Annotated in this window: 20 protein-coding genes; 9 read left to right on the top strand and 11 right to left on the bottom strand. The window is 72.4% G+C overall.

What is annotated here, in order from left to right:
* Positions 1-104 precede the first annotated feature (104 nt).
* Positions 105-1,493: a cystathionine beta-synthase gene (locus tag IF54_RS0131610; protein ID WP_030324993.1), complete on the top strand. Its 1,389-nt coding sequence runs from the start codon at positions 105-107 to the stop codon at positions 1,491-1,493.
* Positions 1,494-1,860: 367 nt separating this feature from the next.
* On the opposite strand, the gene IF54_RS0131605 is transcribed toward IF54_RS0131610, so the two are convergent.
* Positions 1,861-2,697 (bottom strand): helix-turn-helix transcriptional regulator, encoded by an 837-nt coding sequence (locus tag IF54_RS0131605; protein ID WP_030324991.1) that lies wholly within the window; start codon positions 2,695-2,697, stop codon positions 1,861-1,863.
* A 177-nt stretch (positions 2,698-2,874) separates the two neighbouring features.
* Between IF54_RS0131605 and IF54_RS0131600 the strand changes: the two genes are divergently transcribed.
* Positions 2,875-3,636, top strand: a complete 762-nt coding sequence (locus IF54_RS0131600; protein WP_030324989.1) for an SDR family oxidoreductase — start codon at positions 2,875-2,877, stop codon at positions 3,634-3,636.
* 106 nt (positions 3,637-3,742) lie between these two features.
* Here IF54_RS0131600 and IF54_RS0131595 read toward each other — a convergent pair whose 3' ends face one another.
* The 5 genes from IF54_RS0131595 to IF54_RS0131575 form a co-directional block, all read right to left on the bottom strand.
* Entirely contained in the window at positions 3,743-4,174 is a 432-nt protein-coding gene (locus tag IF54_RS0131595; RefSeq protein WP_107047919.1) for a hypothetical protein, read from the bottom strand.
* A gap of 71 nt (positions 4,175-4,245) precedes the next feature.
* A complete protein-coding gene (locus IF54_RS0131590; RefSeq protein WP_030324986.1) occupies positions 4,246-5,175 on the bottom strand; it encodes an ABC transporter substrate-binding protein in 930 nt (309 codons plus the stop codon).
* An 11-nt stretch (positions 5,176-5,186) separates the two neighbouring features.
* A complete protein-coding gene (locus IF54_RS0131585; protein ID WP_030324985.1) occupies positions 5,187-5,849 on the bottom strand; it encodes an ABC transporter permease in 663 nt (220 codons plus the stop codon).
* A gap of 1 nt (position 5,850) precedes the next feature.
* A complete protein-coding gene (locus tag IF54_RS0131580) occupies positions 5,851-6,492 on the bottom strand; it encodes an ABC transporter permease (protein WP_030324984.1) in 642 nt (213 codons plus the stop codon).
* Positions 6,489-7,523: an ABC transporter ATP-binding protein gene (locus IF54_RS0131575; protein WP_030324983.1), complete on the bottom strand. Its 1,035-nt coding sequence runs from the start codon at positions 7,521-7,523 to the stop codon at positions 6,489-6,491. Before IF54_RS0131575 ends, IF54_RS0131580 begins: the two co-directional genes overlap by 4 nt.
* A 141-nt stretch (positions 7,524-7,664) precedes the next feature.
* Between IF54_RS0131575 and IF54_RS0131570 the strand changes: the two genes are divergently transcribed.
* The 3 genes from IF54_RS0131570 to IF54_RS0131560 all read left to right on the top strand — a co-directional run bounded on the left by IF54_RS0131570 (position 7,665) and on the right by IF54_RS0131560 (position 10,855).
* Positions 7,665-9,308 carry an aromatic amino acid ammonia-lyase gene (locus IF54_RS0131570; protein ID WP_030324980.1) on the top strand — a complete coding sequence of 548 codons (1,644 nt, stop codon included), beginning with the start codon at positions 7,665-7,667 and terminating at the stop codon, positions 9,306-9,308.
* Between the two features lie 5 nt (positions 9,309-9,313).
* Positions 9,314-10,165: a MurR/RpiR family transcriptional regulator gene (locus tag IF54_RS0131565; RefSeq protein ID WP_030324978.1), complete on the top strand. Its 852-nt coding sequence runs from the start codon at positions 9,314-9,316 to the stop codon at positions 10,163-10,165.
* A 105-nt stretch (positions 10,166-10,270) separates the two neighbouring features.
* Positions 10,271-10,855 carry a hypothetical protein gene (locus IF54_RS0131560; RefSeq protein WP_030324976.1) on the top strand — a complete coding sequence of 195 codons (585 nt, stop codon included), beginning with the start codon at positions 10,271-10,273 and terminating at the stop codon, positions 10,853-10,855.
* A gap of 19 nt (positions 10,856-10,874) precedes the next feature.
* Here IF54_RS0131560 and IF54_RS0131555 read toward each other — a convergent pair whose 3' ends face one another.
* The 5 genes from IF54_RS0131555 to IF54_RS0131535 form a co-directional block, all read right to left on the bottom strand.
* Entirely contained in the window at positions 10,875-11,249 is a 375-nt protein-coding gene (locus IF54_RS0131555) for a hypothetical protein (protein WP_020137891.1), read from the bottom strand.
* A gap of 21 nt (positions 11,250-11,270) precedes the next feature.
* Positions 11,271-11,795, bottom strand: coding sequence for a roadblock/LC7 domain-containing protein (locus IF54_RS0131550; protein WP_030324974.1), 525 nt, complete (start codon positions 11,793-11,795; stop codon positions 11,271-11,273).
* Between the two features lie 34 nt (positions 11,796-11,829).
* A complete protein-coding gene (locus IF54_RS43125; RefSeq protein ID WP_030324972.1) occupies positions 11,830-12,930 on the bottom strand; it encodes a hypothetical protein in 1,101 nt (366 codons plus the stop codon).
* Positions 12,927-13,337, bottom strand: coding sequence for a hypothetical protein (locus IF54_RS0131540; RefSeq protein ID WP_030324971.1), 411 nt, complete (start codon positions 13,335-13,337; stop codon positions 12,927-12,929). Before IF54_RS0131540 ends, IF54_RS43125 begins: the two co-directional genes overlap by 4 nt.
* 170 nt (positions 13,338-13,507) lie before the next feature.
* A complete protein-coding gene (locus IF54_RS0131535; RefSeq protein ID WP_030324970.1) occupies positions 13,508-14,920 on the bottom strand; it encodes a hypothetical protein in 1,413 nt (470 codons plus the stop codon).
* A 137-nt stretch (positions 14,921-15,057) separates the two neighbouring features.
* Here IF54_RS0131535 and hutU point away from each other — a divergent pair, with 137 nt between their 5' ends.
* Genes hutU through hutI form a run of 4 tightly spaced genes read left to right on the top strand, consistent with a single transcriptional unit; the run spans position 15,058 to position 20,568 of the window.
* Positions 15,058-16,722, top strand: coding sequence for a urocanate hydratase (gene hutU, locus IF54_RS0131530; RefSeq protein WP_030324969.1), 1,665 nt, complete (start codon positions 15,058-15,060; stop codon positions 16,720-16,722).
* A 32-nt stretch (positions 16,723-16,754) separates the two neighbouring features.
* Entirely contained in the window at positions 16,755-17,957 is a 1,203-nt protein-coding gene (locus tag IF54_RS0131525; protein WP_107047921.1) for an allantoate amidohydrolase, read from the top strand.
* A complete protein-coding gene (locus IF54_RS0131520; RefSeq protein WP_030324966.1) occupies positions 17,954-19,294 on the top strand; it encodes a formimidoylglutamate deiminase in 1,341 nt (446 codons plus the stop codon). Before IF54_RS0131525 ends, IF54_RS0131520 begins: the two co-directional genes overlap by 4 nt.
* On the top strand, positions 19,291-20,568 hold the full coding sequence (gene hutI / locus IF54_RS0131515; RefSeq protein WP_030324964.1) for an imidazolonepropionase: 1,278 nt from the start codon (positions 19,291-19,293) through the stop codon (positions 20,566-20,568). Before IF54_RS0131520 ends, hutI begins: the two co-directional genes overlap by 4 nt.
* Positions 20,569-20,743: the final 175 nt, after the last annotated feature.

Genomic DNA, 20,743 nt, shown 5'->3' with positions numbered 1-20,743 from the left:
GGCCCAATCCCCACAGCGAGTGAACAACCGTCATGGCGCCCGAACAGGCCATAGGCTGGCTGGACCACTAGGACCACTTTCTTTGCAAGCATCCGGAGACAACGGTGCAATTCCACGACTCGATGATCAGCCTCGTCGGCAACACCCCGCTGGTGAAGCTCAACAGCGTGACCAAGGGCATCAAGGCGACCGTCCTGGCCAAGGTCGAGTACTTCAACCCCGGCGGTTCCGTGAAGGACCGCATCGCCCTGCGCATGATCGAGGCGGCGGAGGAGAGCGGCGCGCTGAAGCCCGGGGGCACCATCGTCGAGCCGACCAGCGGCAACACCGGTGTCGGGCTCGCCATCGTGGCGCAGCAGAAGGGGTACAAGTGCATCTTCGTGTGCCCCGACAAGGTCTCGACCGACAAGATCAACGTCCTTCGCGCGTACGGCGCCGAGGTCGTCGTCTGCCCGACCGCCGTGGACCCGGAGCACCCGGACTCCTACTACAACGTCTCCGACCGGCTGGTCCGTGAGACGCCCGGCGCGTGGAAGCCCGACCAGTACTCCAACCCCAACAACCCGCTCTCCCACTACCACTCCACCGGCCCGGAGCTCTGGGAGCAGACGGAGGGGAAGATCACCCACTTCGTGGCGGGCGTCGGCACCGGCGGCACCATCTCCGGCACCGGCCGCTACCTGAAGGACGCCAGCGACGGCGCGGTCCAGGTGATCGGCGCCGACCCCGAGGGCTCGGTGTACTCCGGCGGCTCCGGGCGGCCGTATCTCGTCGAGGGCGTCGGTGAGGACTTCTGGCCCACCGCCTACGACCGGACCGTCGCCGACGAGATCGTCCCGGTCTCCGACAAGGACTCCTTCCAGATGACCCGCCGCCTCGCCAAGGAGGAGGGCCTCCTGGTGGGCGGCTCCTGCGGCATGGCCGTCGTCGCGGCCCTGCGGGTCGCCGAACGCCTCGACGAGAACGGCGTCGTGGTGGTCCTGCTCCCGGACAGCGGGCGCGGCTACCTCTCGAAGATCTTCAACGACGAGTGGATGGCCGACTACGGCTTCCTGGAGGACGAGGGCCCCAGCGCCCGCGTGGCCGACGTCCTCAACGACAAGGTGCACGGTGCCATCCCGTCCCTCGTCCACATGCACCCCGACGAGACGGTCGGCGAGGCCATCGAGGTGCTGCGCGAGTACGGCGTCTCGCAGATGCCGATCGTCAAGCCCGGCGCCGGCCACCCCGACGTGATGGCCGCGGAGGTCATCGGCTCGGTCGTCGAACGCGAACTGCTCGACGCGCTGTTCACCCAGCGGGCCTCGCTCCAGGACCCGCTGGAGAAGCACATGTCGGCGCCGCTGCCCCAGGTCGGCTCCGGCGAACCGGTCGGCGACCTGATGTCGGTCCTCGGCGCGGCGGACGCGGCGATCGTCCTCGTGGAGGGCAAGCCCACCGGCGTCGTCAGCCGCCAGGACCTGCTGGCCTTCCTCGCCAAGGGCGGTAAGTAGAGACAAACGTCCGGTGAACGCCGGGCGCCGGAGGCGAACTTCCGGTTTCCCACCCAACGGGTGGACTTCGTGGAAGTGGTACGAGGGCGTCACGTCCGCGCAGCACACGCTTAACACGGGTCCGGCAGATTAGTGGGTGTCGGCAGGGCGGGAGCGGCTCCCCGCCCCAGCCGGCGCCGAACGTCCAAGGACCTCCGGAGCGGCTCCCGGACCTCCATGGACGCCGGACGTGGACCTGGCCTGACCCGGTCGACGTCCCTCGCGGGGACCGCCGTCGTCCCGCCCCCCGTCAAACGGGGGTGCGGCGGTCCCCGCGCATTACTTTCTACGCGCTCGTACCGGCACCACGACCTCGTACTGCCACTTCCTACGCGCTCGTACCGGCCCAACTGCCCAGCAGCGCCAGCCGCTCCGCGGTCTCCGATCCCGGCTCCGGTGTGTAGACCACCAAGGTCTGCTCCGGTGTCTCCGGGAGCGTCAGCGATTCGTAGGGCAGCGTCAGCAGGCCCGCGACGGGGTGCCGGAAGCGTTTCGTGCCGTACATGCACGCCCTGACCTGGTGGTCGGCCCACAGCCGGCGGAAGTCCTCGCTCTTGAGGGAGAGTTCGCCGACGAGGTCGCGCAGCTCGCGGTGGTCGGCGTGGGTGCCGGCGCTCAGCCGCAGGGTGGCCACGCACTGGGCGGCGACCGCGTTCCAGTCGGGGTACAGGTCCCGGCCCTCGGGTTCCAGGAAGAGGTGCCGGACGATGTTGCGCCGGTCCGCTGGCAGCCGGCTGAACCCGTGCAGGGCGTCCCCGAGCTCGTTCCAGGCCAGCGCCTCCATCGCGGGGCCGAGGACGAAGGCCGGGGTGCGGTCCATGCTGTCCAGCAGCCGCTGGACACCGGCGCGGATGCCCGGCCGTGTGCTGCGGCGGCGGCCGTCCCTCTCCTTCTTCGGCGGCCGGGCCACCGTCCGCAGATAGGCCTGCTCGGTCTCGTCCAGCTGAAGCACCCGGGCGACGGAGTCCAGGACGGCGTCCGAGACGCTCGGGCCCCGGCCCTGCTCCAGGCGGATGTAGTAGTCGACGCTCACCCCGGCCAGCTGCGCCACCTCCTCGCGGCGCAGGCCGGGCACCCTGCGCCGGCCGTACGAGGGCAGGCCCACGTCCTCGGGCCGGATGCGGGCACGGCGCGAGCGCAGGAAGTCTCCGAGATCCCCGTCCATGAGTTCGATCGTAGGGGAGCCGAGGGTGCGGAACCTGGTACTGGCAGACCCAGGAAAAGCTCATCCCTGGGTACGGCGGCCCGGGCGGCGGAGAGTCGTGGACGAGCCGGGGAGAGGCCCCGGCTGACATTCCTTCGGCTTTCCGCTTCCGCTTTCCGCCTTCCGAGGAGCACTTTCATGTCGTACGAGAATCTGGCCGGACGCACCGCCGTCGTCACCGGGGCCGCGAGCGGGATCGGTGAGGCGGTCGCCGTGACGCTGGCCGCCGAGGGCGCGAGGGTCGCGCTGCTGGCGCGGCGCGCGGAGCGGCTCGACGCCGTCGTGGAGAAGATCGCGGCCGACGGCGGGCAGGCGCTGGCCGTGGTCGCCGACATCACGGACGACGCGTCGGTGGCGGCCGCGGTGGCGCGGGTCCACGAGGCGTACGGGACCGTCGACCTGGTGGTCAACAACGCCGGTGTCATGCTGCCGAACCCGATCGAGCAGGCGCCCGTCGACGAGTGGCAGGCGATGATCGACACCAATCTCACCGGGGTGCTGCGGATCACCGGGGCCTTCGCCGGGGACCTGGGCGAGGCGGCGGCACGCGGCGGGAGCGCGGACCTGGTGAACATCTCGTCCGTCGCCGCGCATCTGACCGGCTTTCCGGGCTTCGCCGTGTACGGGGCGACGAAGGCCGCGGTCACCCACCTCTCGGCGCTGCTGCGGGGCGAGTTCTCGCCGCGTGGGGTGCGGGTGACCAACGTCGAGCCGGGGGTGACGGAGACGGAGATCGCCTCGCGTCTCGATGCGGAGGGGCAGGAGGCGATCGGGGGGCTGGTGGAGGCGTTCGGGGCGCTGTCGCCGTACGAACTGGCGGATGTGGTGGCTTACGTTGCCAGTCGGCCGGCGCATGTGAATCTGCGGCAGGTGATGGTGCTGCCCACGCGTCAGGTGTGAGGTGTTCGCCTGAGGTTTGGGGGCGCCGCTGTTGGGTGGCGGGTGCGGGTTCGCTGTGGCTGGTCGCGCAGTTCCCCGCGCCCCTTAGGCGCCTGCGGCGCCCCCCTCAGTCCTCCCAGTCGGACTTGTTCCTGTGGCGGCGGCCCCGGAACAGGTCCGGGTTGGTGCGCAGGGCCTGGAAGGCGTTGACGCCGACGATGCCGACCCAGGTCACCAGGAGGCCCGGCAGGTGGGCCACCCCGCCGCCGATCCCGGACAGCGGGATCGCCAGGACCAGCGAGACGATGCCGAAGCCGAAGCGTTCGCCGAAGGAGTCGGTGGGCTTGGGCGACCGGGCGCCCCGGGCCGTCACCATCTGCTGCTCGGCGAGCTGACGGCGCAGGCGGCGGTCCACCGCGCCGTCGATCCGCTGGTCGACCTTCTCCAGGAACGAGTCGACCAGCGCGGACTCGTACTCCTCGCCCAGTTCCCTGCGCGCTTGCAGGGTGGCGTTGAGTTCCTTCTTGAGTTCGGGGTCCCGCGCGTCCATTCCGGTCATGGGCACCACGGTAGGCAGCCCCGACGGTCGCTGCACTGGGGTTAGCCCCCCTGTTGCGGCGGGGGATCGTCCTAGGCCAGCCCGTGCTGCTTCGCGTAGGCGTCGGCCACGTCCTCCGGGTCCTTCTTGTCGTTGTCGACCTGGCTGTTGAGCTCGGTGAGCTGGGCGGTCGTCAGGGTGTTGCCGAGGCGGGCGAGGGCCTTGCGGACGGTGTCGTCGGCCTTGCGGTCGGCGATGAGGGGGACGATGTGCTGGCTGGGGATGAGGTTCTTCGGGTCGGTGAGGATGACCCAGCCGTTGGCCGCGATGTCGGTGTCGGTGGTGAAGAGGTTCGCCACGTCGACGTCGCCCTTCTTCAGGGCGCCCTTGACCAGCGGTCCGTCGGAGTCCAGCGACTTGAACTCCTTGAACTCGACGCCGTACACGTCCTTGAGGCCGACCGCGCCCACCCGGCGCTTCTTCACCTCGGGGGCGGCGCCGATCACCAGCTTGCCGTTCTGCTTGGCGAGGTCGGCGAGGGTGACCAGGCCGTACTTCCTCGCGGTCGCCCGGGTGACCGCGAAGCAGTCGGAGTCGGCGGCCTGGCTGTAGGGCAGGACCTGGAGCCCGGCGGGCAGGGCCAGGGTCAGGGCGTTCTGCATGGTGCCGGGTTCGGCGGACGCGTCCTTGGGGGCCAGGTAGTTGAGGAGGGCGCCCTGGTACTCGGGCAGCAGGTCGATGTCGCCCGCCTTGAGCGCGGGGATCACGATCTCGCGGGTGCCGAGGTTGGGGCGGACCTTGACCTTGACGCCGGCCTTCTTGAGCACGGCCGCGTAGAGGTATCCCAGCACCTGGTTCTCGGTGAAGTTGGCGGTGCCGATGGTGATGCCGCCCTTGCTGGAGCCGCTCCCGCCGGAGGTGGTGCCACCGCCGTCGAGGGAGGTGATGCCGCTGGAGCAGGCGGAGAGAGCGGGCACGGAGGCCGCCGCGAAGAGGCCGCCGAGGAGGGTGCGTCGGTTCATCTCAGGGGTCCTTACGCGGTGCGGTGACGGAAGAGGTAGCGCTGGAGGCCGGAGAGCAGCAGGTCGAGGGCGACGGCGACCACGGCGACCAGCACCGCCCCGCCGAGCACCTGCACGAGATCGCGCTGGGCGAGGCCGTCGAAGACGTAGCGGCCGAGGCCGCCGAAGGAGACGTAGGCCGCGATGGTCGCGGTGGCGACGACCTGGATCAGTGCCAGGCGCAGGCCGGTCATGATCAGGGGGAGCGCGAGCGGCAACTCGACCTGGAACAGGACCTGGTGGCCGCGCATGCCCTGGCCGCGGGCCGCGTCCTTCACGTCCGGGTCGACGGCCGTCATCCCCGCGTAGGTGTTGGTGACGATCGCCGGGACCGCGAGGGCGACGAGGGCGACGTAGACCGGGAGCATGGACAGCCCGCCGGCCAGGAAGACCAGCACGACCAGGCCGACGGTGGGCAGGGCGCGGCCGAAGGACGCGAGGTTGATGGCGACGAAGGCGCCCTTGCCGGTGTGGCCGATCAGCAGGCCGAGGGGGAGGCCGATCGCGGCCGCCACGAGGGTCGCGAGGAGCGAGTACTGGAGGTGCTCGGCGAGCCGGTGGGCGATGCCGTCGGTGCCGGTCCACTGGGAGCCGCTGGTCAGCCAGGTGCCGAGGTTCTCGAAGAGTTCGTACATGTCAGGCTCGCCTCCGCCGCCACGGGGTCAGGACGTACTGGAGGGCCACCAGCAGGGCGTCCGCGACCACGGCGAGCAGGAGCGTGAGGACCACGCCCACGATCACCGGGGTCGGGAAGTCGCGCTGGAAGCCGTCGGTGAAGAGCTGGCCGAGGCCGCCGTCGCCGATGTAGGTGGCGACCGACACCAGGGAGATGGACATGACGGTCGCGATACGGACGCCCGCCATGATCACGGGGAGCGCGAGGGGGAGTTCGACGGTCAGCAGCGTGCGCAGCGGGCGCGTGCCCATCGCCTTCGCCGCTTCCTTGGTCTTCGCGGGGACCGAGTCGAGCCCTTCGACCGTGTTCCGCAGCAGGACGACCAGGGTGTAGACGGTCAGGCCGATCACGGTCGTGGTCCGGGTCAGACCGCTGACCGGCAGCAGGAGCACGAAGATCGCGATCGAGGGGATCGTGAACAGGACGTTCGAGAGGCCGAGCAGGAAGCCGCGCAGGGGGCGGATCCGGTGGGCGACCACGGCGAGGGGCAACGAGATCAGCAGTCCGAAGAAGACGGCGCTCAGGGCGGCCTGGAGGTGGGAGACCGTGAGCGAGGTCAGGTCGTCGGTGTGGCCGGAGATCCACGACCAGTCGATGCTCATGCGGCCACCCGGGCGTCCGCGTGCGCCTGTCCGGCGTGCGCGTGGATGTCGTCGCGGGAGCTGACACCGGTGAGGACGCCGTCCGCGTCGACCCGGGCCACCAGGCCGGTGGGGGAGGCGAGGGACTCGTCGAGGGCGGCGAGCAGCGAGTCGCCGTCCCTGAGCGGTCGTACGGGGAGCTCTGTCCGCTGCGAGGCCCAGTGCAGGGGCCTGCCCGTCTCGTCGCAGACCAGGCTCCAGGTGTCTCCTTCCGGCGCCGGGCCCTGAGGGACGGTTGCGATCGTCTGCAACGACAGCAGCTTCAGGCCGCGTTCGGCGCCGAGGAAGTCGGCAACGAAGTCGTCGGCGGGGCGGGCGAGGAGTTCGGCGGGCGGGGCGCACTGGACGAGGTGGCCGCCGGTGCGGAAGATTGCGATGCGGTCGCCGAGCCGTACGGCCTCGTCGACGTCGTGGGTGACGAAGACGATGGTCTTGTTCAACTCCTTCTGGAGCCGGAGCAGTTCGTCCTGGAGCTGGGTGCGCACCACCGGGTCCACCGCGCCGAACGGCTCGTCCATGAGCAGTACCGGCGGGTCGGCGGCGAGGGCGCGGGCGACCCCGACGCGCTGCTGCTGGCCGCCGGAGAGCTGGTGCGGGTAGCGCTTGCCGGCCTCGGCGGTCAGACCGACGGTCTCCAGCAGCTCGGCGGCGCGGGCGCGGGCCTTCCTGCGGCCGTGGCCGAGCAGGAGCGGGACGGTGGCGATGTTGTCCAGCACCGTGCGGTGCGGGAAGAGGCCGGACTGCTGGATGACGTAGCCGATGGAGCGGCGCAGTCCGGCCGCGTCCTGATCGGTGACGTCCTTGCCGCCGACCTTGATCGTGCCGGAGGTCGGCTCGACCATACGATTGATCATCCTGAGGGTGGTCGTCTTGCCGCAACCGGAAGATCCGACGAGGACCGTGACGCCGCCTTCCGGCATGTCGAGGGTGAGATCGTGCACTGCTGTCGTGCCGTTGGGGAAGCGCTTGTGGACCGCGTCGAACTGGATCATGAGATGTCCCTTGCCCGGCTGTATAACGTCATGCAGAGTTCTCGGTATCTGAATAGGTTGTCAACGGTTCGGTGTTAATCCGAGGTAACGGATGCCCGACAGGCAAGATCAAGTGTCCGCATTGAGAGGGGTTTGGACTCTATGTCGTCTCGTATCGTGGACGCACCGGACCCTGCCGCCGTCGCGCACACCGGTCTGGTGGTCCTCGACGGGATCGGGTTGAGGGTCGCGGACGTCGTCCGCCTCGCCGACGGGAGCGCGCGGCCGGTGCCCGGGACCGATGCGATGAAGCGGGTCGCCGAGTCCTGGGACGCCGCCCGGCAGATCGCCGCGACCGGCCGCGTCTACGGCCGCTCGACCGGCGTCGGCGCCAACCGGAACGAGGACGTGCCCACCGACGCGGCCGCCGAACACGGTCTGCGCCTGCTGCGCAGTCACGCCGGCGCGATCGGCGAGGAGCTCCCCGCGAGGCAGGTCCGCGCGATGCTCGCGGTCCGCGCCAACCAGCTGCTCGCGGGCGGCGCCGGACTGCGGCCGACGGTGGTGACGGCCCTGTGCGAGGCGCTGGAGAACGGGGCGTACCCGGTCGTCAACGAGTTCGGCTCGGTCGGCACCGGGGACATCGCGGCGCTGGCCCAGGCGGGCCTGGCGTTGGCTGGGGAACACCCTTGGCGGGAGGCCGGGAACGCCGGCACGGACGCCGGCGGGCAGCGTGCGGAATGGGCGGCCGTCGACGGCCGGGGCGCGGCAGTCGTGGGTGCCTCGCCTTCGGCAGCCGAGCACCCCGAGCCCTGGCGGTCGGCGTCCGGTGCCCCCGAGCCCCAGCCGCTGGACAACAACGACGCCCTCGCCTTCATCAGCAGCAACGCCCTCACCCTCGGCCAGGCCGCCCTCGCGCTGCACGAACTGCGCGGGCTCGTCGAGGCCACCCAGGTCGTCGCGGCGCTGTCCCTGCTCGCCGTGGACGGCTCCCACGAGGCGTACGCCGCCCCTGTGCACGTCGCCCGTCCGCACCGCGGCTCCGCCGAAGTGGCCCGGCGGATGCGGCAGTTGATCGGCGCCGAGGACCGGCCCACCCCGCCGCTCGGCCGGATCCAGGACCCGTACGGCTTCCGCTGCCTGCCTCAGATCCACGGCCCCGCCCATGACGCGGCCGACGCGCTGGAGGAGGTCCTCGCGATCGAGATCAACGCGGCCGCCGAGAACCCCCTCATCTCCCCCGAGGACATGGCCGCCTACCACCACGGCGGCTTCTACCAGGCCCAACTCGCCCTCGCGCTGGACCACTTCAGGCTGGCCCTGACCCAGGTCGCCCGGCTGTCCACCTCCCGGCTCTCGACCCTCAACGAGCCGGCCTTCACCCGCCTGAGGCCCTTCCTCGCCGACCAGGAACCCGCCTCGTCCGGCGTGATGATCCTGGAGTACGCCGCCGGAGCGGCCCTCGGCGACCTGCGGGCCTTCTCCGCGCCCGCCTCGCTCGGCCACGCTGTACTCTCCCGGGGCGTCGAGGAACAGGCCAGCTTCGCCTCGCTCGCCGCCCGTCAGACACTGCGCGCGTGCGGCGCGTACCGTCTCGTGGTCGGCTGCGAACTCGTGGCCGCCGTACGGGCGCTGCGCCAGCGTGACCTGAGGCCCGAGCCGGGGCTCGCGGTGAGTCGCGCGCTGGAGCTCGCCGAGACGGTGCTGGCGGAGGACCCGGCCGACCGGCCGCTCACGGGCGACGTGACGGCGGCGGCCGCACTGCTCGACCGGTTCACGGACATCTGGAGGGGGAGCGAGTCATGAGCGACATGAGTACGGCGGGTGTGGCGGACACACCCGCGGGACGGCTTCAGGCGCTGTTCGAGGGGCACCGGCTCACACCGACCCAGCGGCGCATCGCGCACAGCATGGTGCGCAGCGCCGCCGACGTGCCGTTCCTGTCCAGCGTCGAGCTGGCCGAACTGGCCGGGGTCAGCCAGCCCTCCGTGACCCGCTTCGCCGTCGCCCTCGGCTTCGACGGCTACCCCGCCCTGCGCCGCCATCTGCGCGAGGTCGCGCCGGCCGAACAGACGGCCGCCTCGGAGTCGTCCAACGAGTACCAGCAGGCGGTCCAGGCCGAGATCGAGAACCTCCGGCACCTCGCGGAGATCCTCGCCGACCCCCGGCCGGTGCGGAAGGCGGGACGGCTGCTGGCCGCCTCCCGCCCGCTGCCGGTCCTCGGCCTGCGGGCCGCCGCCTCCCAGGCCTACGGCTTCGCGTATTTCGCGGCCAAGGTCCATCCGGACGTACGGCTGCTCCACGAGGGCGGCACCATGATCCACGACCGGATCGACGCCGCCGTGCGCGCGGGCGCCTCGACCCTGCTCTGCTTCGCCCTGCCCCGGCACCCGCGCGAGGTCGTCGACACCCTTGCCTACGCCAAGGAGGCGGGGCTCACCGTCGTCACCGTCGCCGACTCCGCCTTCGCCCCCGTCGCCAAGGTCTCCGACCTGCTCCTGCCGGCCGCCGTCGGCACCGGCCTCGCCTTCGACACGGCCTGCGCGCCGATGTTGCTCGGCCGGGTCCTGCTGGAGGCGATGTGCGACGACCTGCCGGACGCCCAGGCCCGCCTGGAGGAGTTCGACGCGCGGGCGGCGGCGCGGGGGCTGTTCGTGGAGTAGCCGGGCCCCCGAGTGAGCAGGGCCCGAGGTGCTTTTTCAGACTCGTCTCACGTTCCCTCGCTAGCCTGCCCGCGGATTCCGCACACGGGAGACGGGAGGACGGACGTGGCACGCGGAGGTCAGGGACTGGTGCGGGTGGCCGTCGTCGTACGGGCCGGAGCCGCGCCCCTGTGGTGGGCCGGCGTGTTCGCGGCGGCCGTGGGGCTGCTGGTGCCGGGCATCACGGGCCGGCGGATCGGCGTCATGGCCGGAGCGGCGCTGTTCATCGTGGCCGCGGCCGTGGTGTCGTACGCACGCCGCAGGCGGTACACGGCACTCGGGCGGGCCGCCGTCCGGGCCGGGAAGCACGACGTGCTCCAGGACCGTGCCGTCGGGGTGCGCAACTGGCGCCGCGGGCACCGCTGGTGGCTGCTGCTGGCCTGGCTGCTCGCCCTCGGCGGCAACTTCGCCGTGCCTGTCGCGGGCGGTCTGCTGCTCGCCGGATGCGGTACGGGCCTGAGGCTCAAGGCGGCCTGGCTAGGGCGGCGCGAGCGGGACGAGGACGCGCTGCTGTGGGTGCGGGTCGACTGGCTCGCCGCGAACGGCGGCCGCCCGGCCGGCAAGGCGGTCAGGGCGTACCGCAGCACGGGTATCGCGGCGGGCGACGCGGCCCCGGGCGGGGCACGCCGCCGCACCGCGGCACTCGTCTAGAACAGGCCTCGGTACGGGATCACACCTCCAGGTCGTTCTCGATGGACCGCAGCTGGTGGCGGGCCATCGCGAGGTTGGCCCGCTTGGCGTCCAGGACCAGGTAGAGGAAGAGGCCGTTGCCACCGCGCCCGCTGATCAGGCGGATCAGGTGGTACTGGTCGGACAGAGTGATCAGGATGTCCTCGATCTGGCCCTTGAGCCCCAGGTGTTCCATCGTGCGCATCTTGGCGCGGATCACGTCGGTGTTGCCGGCGGCGGCCACGTTCAGGTCGAAGCCCTTGCTGCCGCCCATGGTGCCGAGCGCCATGCCGCTGGTGTAGTCGACGAGCGCGACGCCGGTCGCGCCCTCGATGGACGCGAGGGCTTCCTTCAGTGCGGTTTCGGTGTTGGCCATGACTGTGTCTCCTCGGTTCTCTCAACTTTCGGTGGTGGTACCGGCCGCCGTCGGTGCGACGGCCGTGGCGCGGGTGTCCGCGGGCTTGGCCCGGGACGGGCGGGCCGCTCTGGCACGGGCCGGAGCAGGCTTCGCGGGCGCCTTCACAGGGGTCTCGGTGGGTTCGGCGGCGGCCACGGCGTCGACGAGTTCGCCGATCCGGGCCCCCGCCCTGCGGCCCTCCAGATGGAGCCTGCCGACGTTGACGCGGTCCTGGGCGAGCAGCGTGACGACGGCACCGGCGCCCGCCGCGTACGTGGCGACATAGCCGTACAGGCCCCGCACCAGCAGTTCGCGCAGATCGCCCTGGCCGGTCTCGTCGGTCAGCTGGGCGGCGAGCACCCGGGTGGCCCCGGCGAGCGCGGCCACCGTCTCGGGATCGACGCCCGGGGTGTCCTGGGCGAGGACGAGACCGTCGGAGTCGGCGGCGAGGGCGCCGGTGAGCTGCGGCACCCGGGCCCGGAGCCGGCGCAGTTCCTCCAGGATGCCGTCCTGCGCAGCCGCCATCAGATCTCTCCTCTCGGCGCGGATCCGCTGCCGCTCAAAGGGCCTCCAGCGCATCCCTGAGCCTCTTCAGCAGCGTGATGTGGGGATCGACGGGCGCGGTGGTGCCGGTGAGATCCACGGGCGGGCCGGTGCCGGCGGGCCCGGGCAGCGGGACGGAGAGCGGGTCGCCCGGAAGCGTCACCGGGCGCGGGGACACGGCTCCGGCGGCCACCAGCCGCCGTATGTCCACCAGGGTGTGGAACGCCGGGCGGCCGAGCTCGCGGGCGATGTCGGAGGCCGTGCGGACGCCGTTCACCAGGGCCAGCACGGCCTGTCTGCGGGCCGGGAGCGGGGCGGGCGCGGGGTGGTGCTCGCGGGTCAGCGGGGCCTCGTCGACCAGCGCGTCCGGCCAGATGCGGTGCAGGAGGTCCCGCCGCCGCAGCGTCTCCCGCTCCAGGTCGGCGACCGGGATCGGGTGCGGGACGCCGGGGCCGGTCAGCGCGCTTCCGCGGGAGCCGGGGCCGTCCGGGACCACCAGGGCGGCAGGAGCGCCCAGGGGGCTCGTGGAGGGGGAGGCGCCGGGGGAGTCGGTGGCGGGAGTGCCCGCGAGGCCGGGGGTGCCCGCGGAGCCGGTGCCGGGGGTGCCGAGGTCGTCCTCGGAGCCGTAGCGGAAGCGGCCCGGGGCGCTGCTCGGGGCCAGCGCGAAGTACGCCGCGTCGTACAGCGCGGTCAGCCGGCACAGCTCCAGGGCGCCGGGGGCGAGCAGTCCGTCCTCGACCAGGCGGCGGCCCGCGTGGTGCACGACCTCCGCGCCGGTGCGGCGGCGGGTGCCGGTCCCGGCGCCGGAGTGCTCGGGGCCCTCGGCGTGCGCCGCGCTCTCGGCCAGCGCCCGGGCCCAGGCGTCCGCGTCGAGGGTGCCGTGGGCGGCGAGCAGGTCGTGGGCGCCGGGGGCGGCCGGGCTCTCGGCGTGCACCACCTTGCCGTCGGCGAGGTGCAGGGCCCCGCGCTCGCGCACCAGCACGCCCGTGGCGCGCTCGGCGGCCAGCCGGGTCAGCATCGGCGAGAGCCCGCCCCAGCCGCGGCCGAGGGCGGCCGCCTTGTCGCGGACCGGCAGCCGGGGCGGCGGGGTGGCCGCCGTGGTCTTCACCGTCGTCATCCGAGCACCAGCCGTCCGGCCATCTCGCCCAGCCGGATACGGGCCAGCGCGAGGTTGCCCTCCGCGCGGGTCAGCCACAGGTGCAGGAAGACACTGCTGTCGAAGGACGTCGCCACGAAGCGCAGCACGTGGTAGCTGTCCCGGTTGCTGAGGATGAGGTCCTCGACCGGCGGGATTCCGTCCTGCTCGGCGGTCGCACCGATGTCGTCGGGACCGGAGGCGAAGGCGCGCTGTTCCGCGGCGAGCCGGGCGAGCTCGGCGGCCTCCGCCGCGGCCGCCTCCTGGTCACCGCCGGGGGATTCCCCCACGGCGCCCAGGGCCAGCCCGCTCGTCCAGTCGACCAGCGCGGCGCCCCGCGCACCCGGCAGTCGCATGGCTTCCAGCAGGCACTCGTCGATTCCCTGCACCGTGGCTCCCCTCCCGCCTGGGGTTCGGCTGAGTGACGCCGAAACTACGCAACGTGTGCGCCAGGGGTGAGGGATCTGGCATTTTCCGGTGGAACATGCTCGGAGTGGCTAGAGTGGGTCGACTTGCCTTGTTTCACCGGCTATTTGATCAGTGACCTCCGGGGCGCGTGTCAACGGCTCCCGGGGGCGTGCAGGGTGGTGAGCGCCCCGACGTGCGCCCCTCCGGATTCGGCCACGATCGAGGCGACGGTCTGCGGGTCCCGCACGGTCGCGAAACGGACGCCGCCCGTCTGCGGGTCGGGCACGAAGCCGTAGATGCCCGGCCGGGCCAGCGAGTTGTAGGCGTAGTGGTGCGCGAAGTAGTACGCGCCCGTGTCCAGGGCGGCCGCGTAGTCCCCCTGGTCCAGCAGGGGCAGCGCACGCCCCTCGGCCAGCAGGTCGCCCGCGAAACAGGCAGGCCCCGCCACGTCCTGCACCACCTCGGGCCCGCTCTTCGGCCGCCCCTTTCCGTCGTACGCCGCGATCCTGAGCGGCCACGACCCCGGCACGTACACCGTCCGCGTCGCCACCTGCACGCCCGCGTGCGTCACCGCGACCGGCCGCCCGCCCGCGCTCTTGGCGTACTCCACCCGCGCCACGATCGTGCCGTGCTTGGCCAGCAGCGACCGCCCGAACTCGGTCACCAGCCCGTACCGCCCGTCGAGCAGCCCCGGCACCCCCGCCTTCAGCGCCCGCGCGTACTCCGTGTACGTCGGTGCCGTCGCCTCCGAGGCGAAGTTCACCGGCAGCCCGCCGCCGATGTCGATCGTGTCGATCTGGGGCCGCCCGATCCGCCGGTTGATCTCCTCGGCGAGCGCGTAAGTCTCCTCGACACCCCGCACCATCAGGGAGAGCGGGATTCCCTGGGAGCCGGTGTGCGCGTGCAGCCGGCTCAGCCAGGGCCGGTCGAGGTAGGCGCGCACGACCCACTCACGGGCCCCCTCGTCCCGCAGCGCCACCCCGAACTTCGAGGTCTCGGTGGCCGTCGAGGTCGCCCCGATGGAACCGCCGCCGACCTGCGGGTTGACCCGGATCCCGAGCGGTGAGCGGCTGACCGCCGACCGCATCAGGCCGTCGATGCGGTCCAGCTCCTGCGGGTTGTCCGCGTTGACCGCGATCCCCAGCGCCAGGGCCTCCCGCAGTTCGGCCGCCGTCTTGGCGGGCGAGTCCAGCACGGTCCGGGCCGGCGAGAGGCCCGCCGCCCGCGCCAGGGCCAGTTCACCCGGGCTCGCCACCTCCGCGCCGATGCCCTCCTCGCGCAGCAGCCGCAGCACCGGCACCAGCGGGGTCGCCTTCACCGCGAAGGCGTGCAGCACCGGGGTTCCGGGTGCCGTGACGGAGTCGAAGGCCGCCCGCAGTTCCCGCGCCGACTCCCGGATGCCGGTGACGTCGAGAAGTCCGACGATGGGGGCGTCCGGCCCCAGCAGGCCCCGCTCCACGGCCCCGCGCACCGCCTCGTCCCGGCGGACCGCCCGTGCTTCGCCGGTGTTGCCGTACTCGTCCACCACGACTCCCGTCCTCGCCTGTGCTTCGAGGGTGCGCATGTCCAGGAGACATCCTTTCCCTCCTGAGGCAGACGCGAGAACGTATTGACTAGTTCTATTCAGGCGGCCAGGATGTGAATATCGACAGCACTCACCGGCACGCGGCCATCCGCAGCACAGCCCCCAGGAGGCAGACCATGTCAGGACCCCGCCCCGTCCGAGCGCCGCGCGGTACGGAACTGAGCGCCCTGGGATGGCAGCAGGAGGCCGCCCTGCGGATGCTCCAGAACAACCTCGACCCCGAGGTCGCCGAACACCCCGACAAGCTCGTCGTCTACGGCGGCACCGGCAAGGCGGCCCGTGACTGGCGGTCCTTCGACGCCATGGTCCGCACGCTGCGCACCCTCAAGCAGGACGAGACCATGCTGGTCCAGTCCGGCCGCCCGGTCGGCGTCATGCAGACCCACGAATGGGCCCCGCGCGTCCTGATCGCCAACTCCAACCTGGTCGGCGACTGGGCCAACTGGGAGGAGTTCCGCCGCCTGGAGGCGCTCGGCCTCACCATGTACGGCCAGATGACCGCCGGTTCCTGGATCTACATCGGCACCCAGGGCATCCTCCAGGGCACCTACGAGACCTTCGCCGCCGTCGCCGCCAAGAAGTTCGGCGGCACCCTCGCCGGGACCATCACCCTCACCGCCGGCCTCGGCGGCATGGGCGGCGCCCAGCCGCTCGCCGTCACCATGAACGACGGCGTCGCGATCTGCATCGACTGCGACCCCCGGGCCATCGAGCGCCGCATCGAGCACCGGTACCTGGACGTGAAGGCCGACTCCCTGGAGCACGCCCTCCAGCTGGCCGTGGAGGCCCGCGACGCCCGCCGCCCGCTCTCCATCGGCCTCCTCGGCAACGCCGCCGAGCTTCTGCCGCGCATGCTCGCCGAGAGCGCGCCCATCGACATCGTCACCGACCAGACCTCGGCCCACGACCCGCTGGCCTACCTGCCCACCGGCCTCGCCTTCGAGGACATGGCGGACGCGGCGGCGAAGGACCCGGCGGGCTTCACCACCCGCGCGCGGGAGTCGATGGCCCGGCACGTCGAGGCCATGGTCGGCTTCATGGACGCCGGCGCCGAGGTCTTCGACTACGGCAACTCGATCCGTGGCGAGGCCCAACTCGCCGGATACAGCCGGGCGTTCGACTTCCCCGGCTTCGTCCCCGCCTACATCCGCCCGCTGTTCTGCGAGGGCAAGGGCCCCTTCCGCTGGGCCGCGCTGTCCGGCGAGGCCTCCGACATCGCCAAGACCGACAAGGCGATCCTGGAGCTCTTCCCGGAGAACGAGTCCCTCGCGCGCTGGATCAGGATGGCCGGCGAACGGGTCCACTTCCAGGGCCTGCCCGCCCGCATCTGCTGGCTCGGCTACGGCGAGCGCGACAAGGCCGGCGAGCGCTTCAACGACATGGTGGCGAGCGGCGAGCTGGCCGCGCCGCTGGCGATCGGACGCGACCACCTGGACGCCGGGTCGGTGGCCTCCCCGTACCGCGAGACGGAGGCCATGCTCGACGGGTCCGACGCGATCGCCGACTGGCCGCTGCTGAACGCGATGGTCAACGTGGCCTCCGGCGCCTCCTGGGTCTCCCTGCACCACGGCGGCGGTGTCGGCATGGGCCGCTCGATCCACGCCGGCCAGGTCACCGTCGCCGACGGCACCAGGCTCGGCGGCGAGAAGGTCCGCCGGGTCCTGACCAACGACCCCGGCATGGGCGTCATCCGGCACGTCGACGCGGGCTACGACATCGCCGAGTCCGTCGCCGACGAGCGCGGTGTGCGCATCCCGATGCGCGAGGGTGACTCGGCGTGACGCAGACGTCCCACGGCAGCTCGTTCCACACCATGTGGCGTGAGCTGCTCCCCATCGGCCGCCACCCCGACTCCCACGGCTACCGCCGCTACGCCTGGACCGGGGCCGACACCGAATGCCGGGCCTGGTTCCAGGAGCAGGCCGAGACCAGGGGACTGACCTACGAGGTCGACCGGAACGGCAACCAGTGGGCCTGGCTCGGCGACCCCACCGCCGGGGACGCCGTCGTCACCGGGTCGCACCTCGACTCGGTGCCCGACGGCGGCGCCTTCGACGGCCCCCTCGGCGTCGTGTCCGCCTTCGCCGCGCTCGACGAACTCCGGGCCCGGCGCGCCGAGTTCGCGAGGCCCCTCGCCCTCGTCAACTTCGGTGACGAGGAGGGCGCCCGCTTCGGGCTCGCCTGCGTCGGCTCCCGGCTCACCGCCGGGCAGCTCACCGTCGAGCAGGCGCACCGGCTGACCGACGGGGACGGTGTCACGCTTCCGCGGGCCATGGAGGCCGCCGGACACGACCCCGACCGCATCGGAGCCGACCCGGAGCGGCTCGCCCGCATCGGCGCCTTCGTCGAGCTGCACGTCGAACAGGGGCGAGCCCTGGACCTCAGCGGCGACCGGGTCGGCATCGCCAGCGCGATCTGGCCGCACGGGCGCTGGCGGTTCGACTTCCGGGGCGAGGCCAACCACGCCGGCACCACCCGCCTCGTGGACCGGCGCGACCCCATGCTGTCGTACGCCGAGACGGTGCTCGCCGCCCGCCGCGAGGCCGAACTCGCCGGAGCCGTCGCCACCTTCGGCAAGATCTCCGTCGAGCCGAACGGCGTCAACGCCATCCCCTCCCTGGTGCGCGGCTGGCTCGACTCCCGCGCCGCCGACCAGGACAGCCTCGACCAGGTGGTCGGCGGCATCGAGAAGGCGGCCGGGGAGCACGCCGAGGCGCACGGCGTCGACCTCGAGATCGTGAGGGAGTCCTTCACCCCCGTCGTCGAGTTCGACCACGTCCTGCGCGACGAACTCGCCCGCATCCTCGGCACCGACCGCGACCTCAAGGTGCCCGTTCTCGGGACCGGGGCCGGACACGACGCGGGAATCCTGTCCGGGAGCATTCCGACCGCCATGCTGTTCGTGCGCAACCCCACGGGCGTCTCGCACTCCCCGGCGGAGTCCGCCGCCGAGGACGACTGCCTGGCCGGGGTCCTCGCGCTCGCCGACGTACTGGAAGGGCTGGCCTGCCGGTGACGACCCCGAAGACCTACTGGCTGGAGCACGCCTGGCTCGGCACCCACGTCGAGCCGGGCGTCGCCCTGGACGTGCGGGACGGCCGCATCACCGCCGTCCGCACGGACACCGCCACCCCGCCCCCCGGCGCCGAGATCCTGCGCGGACTGACCCTGCCGGGCCTGGCCAACGCCCACTCGCACGCCTTCCACCGGGCCCTGCGCGGCACCGTCCAGGTCGGCTCCGGGACCTTCTGGACCTGGCGCGAGGTCATGTACGCGGTCGCCGACAGGCTGACCCCCGAGACGTACCACGCGCTCGCCCGCGCCGTGTACGCCGAGATGGCGCTGGCCGGGATCACGGGCGTCGGTGAGTTCCACTACCTCCACCACGCCCCCGGCGGCACCCGCTACGCCGACCCCAACGCCATGGGCGAGGCCCTGATCGAGGCCGCCGCCGAAGCCGGCATCCGCATCACCCTCCTCGACACCGCCTACCTCTCCTCCGGGTTCGGACAGCCGCCCACCACCCATCAGCTCCGCTTCTCGGACGGCACGGCCGAGGAATGGGCCGCACGCTGTTCAGTTCTCAAGGACCGTGATCACGCGAGGATCGGTGCCGCGATCCACTCCGTACGGGCCGTGCCCGCCGAGCAGTTGGCGACCGTGGCGGGCTGGGCCGGGGAGCGCGGGGCGCCGCTGCACGTCCATCTCTCCGAGCAGACCGCCGAGAACGAGGCCTGCCACGAGGTCCACGGCTGCACCCCGACCCAGCTCCTCGCCCTGCACGGGGTCCTCGGCCCCCGCACCACCGGCGTCCACAACACCCACCTCACCGCCGAGGACATCTCCCTCCTCGGCGGCAGCGGCACCGGCACCTGCATGTGCCCGACCACCGAGCGGGACCTCGCGGACGGAATCGGCCCGGCCGTCGCCCTCCAGAACGAGGGCTCACCGCTCTCCCTCGGCTCCGACAGCCACGCCGTGATCGACCTGCTGGAGGAGGCCCGTGCGATGGAGCTGAACGAGCGCCTGCGCACCCGCACCCGGGGTCACTGGACGGCGGCGGCCCTTCTGCGGGCGGCCTCCGCCGACGGCCACGCGGCCCTCGGCTGGGACGAGGCCGGCAAGCTGGAGCCGGGCGCGCTCGCCGACTTCACCACCGTCGCCCTCGACTCGGTCAGGACGGCAGGGCCGCTTCCGCGGCTCGGGGCCGAGACGGCCGTATTCGCCGCGTCGGCAGCGGACGTGTCGCACACGGTTGTGGCAGGCCGGCACGTCGTACGGGACGGGGTGCACACCCTTGTGCCGGACGTGCCCCGAGCCCTCGCGGACGCCGTCGCCGCCCTGCGCGGATGACACCGCGGAACCCCGGCAGCGAACCCGCCCCCACCGCCGACCAGGCCACCGAGGACGCCATGAACAACGCGACGACCGTCAGCCCCGCCCACTCGGCCAGCACCGCGAGCACACTCATCACCAACATCGCCGCCCTGGTCACCAACGACCCCTCCCTAGGTGACGGATCCCCCCTCGGACTGATCCAGGACGCGGCCGTCGCCATCGAGGGCGACCGCGTCGTGTGGACCGGTGATCAAAGCAAAGCACCCGCCACTGACAATCGGGTCGACGCAGGTGGACGGGCGGTCCTGCCCGGCTTCGTCGACTCTCACAGCCACCTCGTCTTCGCGGGCGACCGCACCGAGGAGTTCAACGCCCGGATGTCCGGCCGCCCCTACACCGCGGGCGGCATCCGCACGACGGTGGCGGCGACGCGGGCGGCGAGCGACGACGCACTCGAACGCAACCTCACCCACCACCTCGCCGAGGCCCTGCGCCAGGGCACCACGACCTTCGAGACCAAGTCGGGCTACGGACTGACCGTCCAGGACGAGGCGAGGGCCCTGCGGATCGCCGCCGCGCACACCGACGAGGTCACCTACCTCGGCGCCCACATCGTCCCGCCCGACCACGCCGAGGACCCGGCGGCCTACGTGGCCCTGGTCACCGGCGAGATGCTGGACGCCTGCGCGCCGCACGCCCGGTGGATCGACGTCTTCTGCGAGAAGGGCGCCTTCGACGGCGACCAGGCCCGCGCGATCCTCACGGCGGGCAAGGCGAAGGGCCTGCACCCCCGCATCCACGCCAACCAGCTCACCTACGGCCCCGGCGTGCAACTCGCCGTCGAGCTCGACGCCGCCAGCGCCGACCACTGCACCCACCTCACCGACGCGGACGTGGACGCCCTGGCGAACAGCCGTACGGTCGCCACGCTGCTGCCCGGCGCGGAGTTCTCCACGCGCGCCGAGTGGCCGGACGCCCGCCGCCTCCTGGACGCAGGCGTCACCGTGGCCCTCTCCACCGACTGCAACCCTGGCTCCTCCTTCACCTCCTCCGTCCCCTTCTGCGTCGCCCTCGCGGTACGCGACATGGGGATGACCCCGGACGAGGCGGTCTGGTCGGCCACGGCGGGCGGGGCGGCGGCGCTGCGGCGCGAGGACATCGGCCGGCTGACCCCGGGCGCGTACGCCGACCTGATCCTCCTGTCCGCCCCCAGCCACGTGCACCTGGCGTACCGGCCGGGGGTGCCGCTGGTGAGCGGGGTGTGGCGACGGGGCGTACGCGTGGCCTGACCGGTGCGACACGCGTGACAGCCGGGGCGTACGCATGCCCTGACGGTCCTGACGGTCCTGACGGTCCTGACGGTCCTGACGGTCCTGACGGTCCTGACGGCCCTGACGGCCCTGACGGCCCTGACGGCCCTGACGGTCCTGACGGTCCTGACGGCCCTGACGGCCCTGACGGTCC

Origin of the sequence: Streptomyces sp. NRRL B-3229 (assembly GCF_000719505.1) — a bacterium.
Taxonomy (GTDB): Bacteria; Actinomycetota; Actinomycetes; order Streptomycetales; family Streptomycetaceae; genus Streptomyces; species Streptomyces griseorubiginosus.
This window is presented reverse-complemented; position numbering and strand designations above follow the sequence as displayed.

What these genes read in the sequence shown, in the direction of transcription:
- IF54_RS0131605 (WP_030324991.1), bottom strand. Translation starts at nt 2,697, where the DNA reads ATGGACGGGGATCTCGGAGACTTCCTGCGCTCGCGCCGTGCCCGCATC.
- IF54_RS0131600 (WP_030324989.1), top strand. Translation starts at nt 2,875, where the DNA reads ATGTCGTACGAGAATCTGGCCGGACGCACCGCCGTCGTCACCGGGGCC.
- IF54_RS0131595 (WP_107047919.1), bottom strand. Translation starts at nt 4,174, where the DNA reads ATGACCGGAATGGACGCGCGGGACCCCGAACTCAAGAAGGAACTCAAC.
- IF54_RS0131590 (WP_030324986.1), bottom strand. Translation starts at nt 5,175, where the DNA reads ATGAACCGACGCACCCTCCTCGGCGGCCTCTTCGCGGCGGCCTCCGTG.
- IF54_RS0131585 (WP_030324985.1), bottom strand. Translation starts at nt 5,849, where the DNA reads ATGTACGAACTCTTCGAGAACCTCGGCACCTGGCTGACCAGCGGCTCC.
- IF54_RS0131580 (WP_030324984.1), bottom strand. Translation starts at nt 6,492, where the DNA reads ATGAGCATCGACTGGTCGTGGATCTCCGGCCACACCGACGACCTGACC.
- IF54_RS0131575 (WP_030324983.1), bottom strand. Translation starts at nt 7,523, where the DNA reads ATGATCCAGTTCGACGCGGTCCACAAGCGCTTCCCCAACGGCACGACA.
- IF54_RS0131570 (WP_030324980.1), top strand. Translation starts at nt 7,665, where the DNA reads ATGTCGTCTCGTATCGTGGACGCACCGGACCCTGCCGCCGTCGCGCAC.
- IF54_RS0131565 (WP_030324978.1), top strand. Translation starts at nt 9,314, where the DNA reads ATGAGTACGGCGGGTGTGGCGGACACACCCGCGGGACGGCTTCAGGCG.
- IF54_RS0131555 (WP_020137891.1), bottom strand. Translation starts at nt 11,249, where the DNA reads ATGGCCAACACCGAAACCGCACTGAAGGAAGCCCTCGCGTCCATCGAG.
- IF54_RS0131550 (WP_030324974.1), bottom strand. Translation starts at nt 11,795, where the DNA reads ATGGCGGCTGCGCAGGACGGCATCCTGGAGGAACTGCGCCGGCTCCGG.
- IF54_RS43125 (WP_030324972.1), bottom strand. Translation starts at nt 12,930, where the DNA reads ATGACGACGGTGAAGACCACGGCGGCCACCCCGCCGCCCCGGCTGCCG.
- IF54_RS0131535 (WP_030324970.1), bottom strand. Translation starts at nt 14,920, where the DNA reads ATGCGCACCCTCGAAGCACAGGCGAGGACGGGAGTCGTGGTGGACGAG.
- hutU (WP_030324969.1), top strand. Translation starts at nt 15,058, where the DNA reads ATGTCAGGACCCCGCCCCGTCCGAGCGCCGCGCGGTACGGAACTGAGC.
- IF54_RS0131525 (WP_107047921.1), top strand. Translation starts at nt 16,755, where the DNA reads ATGTGGCGTGAGCTGCTCCCCATCGGCCGCCACCCCGACTCCCACGGC.
- hutI (WP_030324964.1), top strand. Translation starts at nt 19,291, where the DNA reads ATGACACCGCGGAACCCCGGCAGCGAACCCGCCCCCACCGCCGACCAG.